Origin of the sequence: Pseudomonas sp. K8 (assembly GCF_014889455.1) — a bacterium.
GTDB lineage: Bacteria > Pseudomonadota > Gammaproteobacteria > Pseudomonadales > Pseudomonadaceae > Aquipseudomonas > Aquipseudomonas veronii.
In genome coordinates, this window is the sequence record NZ_VJWO01000146.1 from 1 (window position 1) to 756 (window position 756).

Here is a 756-nt window from a genome sequence, read left to right on the forward strand (position 1 = left end):
GGTTATCGTTGATTTTGAGAGCAAAATACTGTCAGAAGTCGACTTAAATATAGCGTTGGATCTCGCTCGTCAATACGGTAATTTATTGTGGTTCGCTGATATCGGTATTTATGACGCGCCGTCAATTGAACAAAGCTTAATTGATCGCGCTGTGTTGTATTTTAAAAATCATAATTTTGAATTTGTAGGCCATGACTCGTCTTATGTACACATAATCAGTGAGCCATTGCTAATAGGTGGTCATACTCGCCTAATGGAAAAGCTTGCTAGTATGCACGATGGACCTGTAGATTTAATTATCTCACGAGGCTCCTCGAAGAGAGCGGAAGAGCGCGTATCGAGATTTTTTTTAAAAACCTATAAAGTATTGTCCATTCGTCCGCTTGATATAGTCGGGGAGTTAGTTGCAGCGCTTAGTCTCTACAGGAAGATAGTGCTACATATACACCCTGACGATATATTGGCCGTGGTCGCATGTGGTGTGATAAAAAATATTTCTGGTGCCGAAGTGTTTTTTGTAAATCACGCAGATCATGTGTTTTCATACGGTACTTATGTTGCTGATTACTATTTTGAACTTAGTAGTTACGGAAAACGCCTTGATAGTAAGAAGCTTATTGCTGGCAAAAAGTCTTTTCTTGGTATACCTGTCAGTATGAATATGGTAGGTGATGACCTCGATTTTATGCCGGATAGAGCTCAGCCACTTGTTTTTATTTCTGCGGGGGCCGACATAAAGTACAAACCACTGAAAGG

At 40.2% G+C, this 756-nt stretch carries 1 protein-coding gene; it reads left to right on the top strand.

All coding sequences use genetic code 11. The annotated features are described in order from the left end of the window. Positions 1-756, top strand: a 756-nt coding sequence (locus INT12_RS30640; RefSeq protein WP_226926398.1) for a hypothetical protein, incomplete at both ends; no start/stop codon positions are given.